Annotated in this window: 1 protein-coding gene; it reads right to left on the reverse strand. The window is 69.2% G+C overall.

What is annotated here, in order from left to right; genetic code table 11:
• Positions 1–516 (reverse strand): transposase family protein (locus tag ACYVF6_RS35705; protein ID WP_460527977.1); only part of this gene is annotated, 516 nt, incomplete at both ends.

Genomic DNA, 516 nt, shown 5'->3' on the forward strand with positions numbered 1-516 from the left:
GGTAGCAGCCGCCGTTGTCGGTGATCACGCGGGTGATCCGGTGGATGCCGTGGGCGGCGAAGAACGCCCGGGCGCGGTGCCAGAACCCGGCCGCGGTGACACCTTGCTCGTCGGGGAGGGCTTCGGTGTAGGCCAGCCGGGAGAACCCGTCGATCGCAGAGTGCAGGTAGGTGTAGCTGGTCTTGGCGCCCTTGCGTCGGGCGCGTTCGCGAGTCCGTTTGCTGGTCCGGTGCTGGTGGCTGTCGCGGCCATGGACCCGCCAGCCACCGCCATCGGGGATCCGGCCGACCTTCTTCACATCCAGGTGCACCATGTGACCTGGATAGTGAGCAGTGATCGGCCGTGGCGGGCGCCGGTTCAGACTCCCGTCGGGATCCAGGAACCGGCGGTGGTTCAGGCCGAGCCGCACCAGCCACCGTCCCACCGTCGACACCGACACCCTGACGCCTTCGGCGGCCAGTTCGATCGCGATCTGCCGCGCGGACCACTTGCGTTCCCGCCGCAGCCACTCGATCC

It is taken from the genome of Flindersiella endophytica (assembly GCF_054779015.1).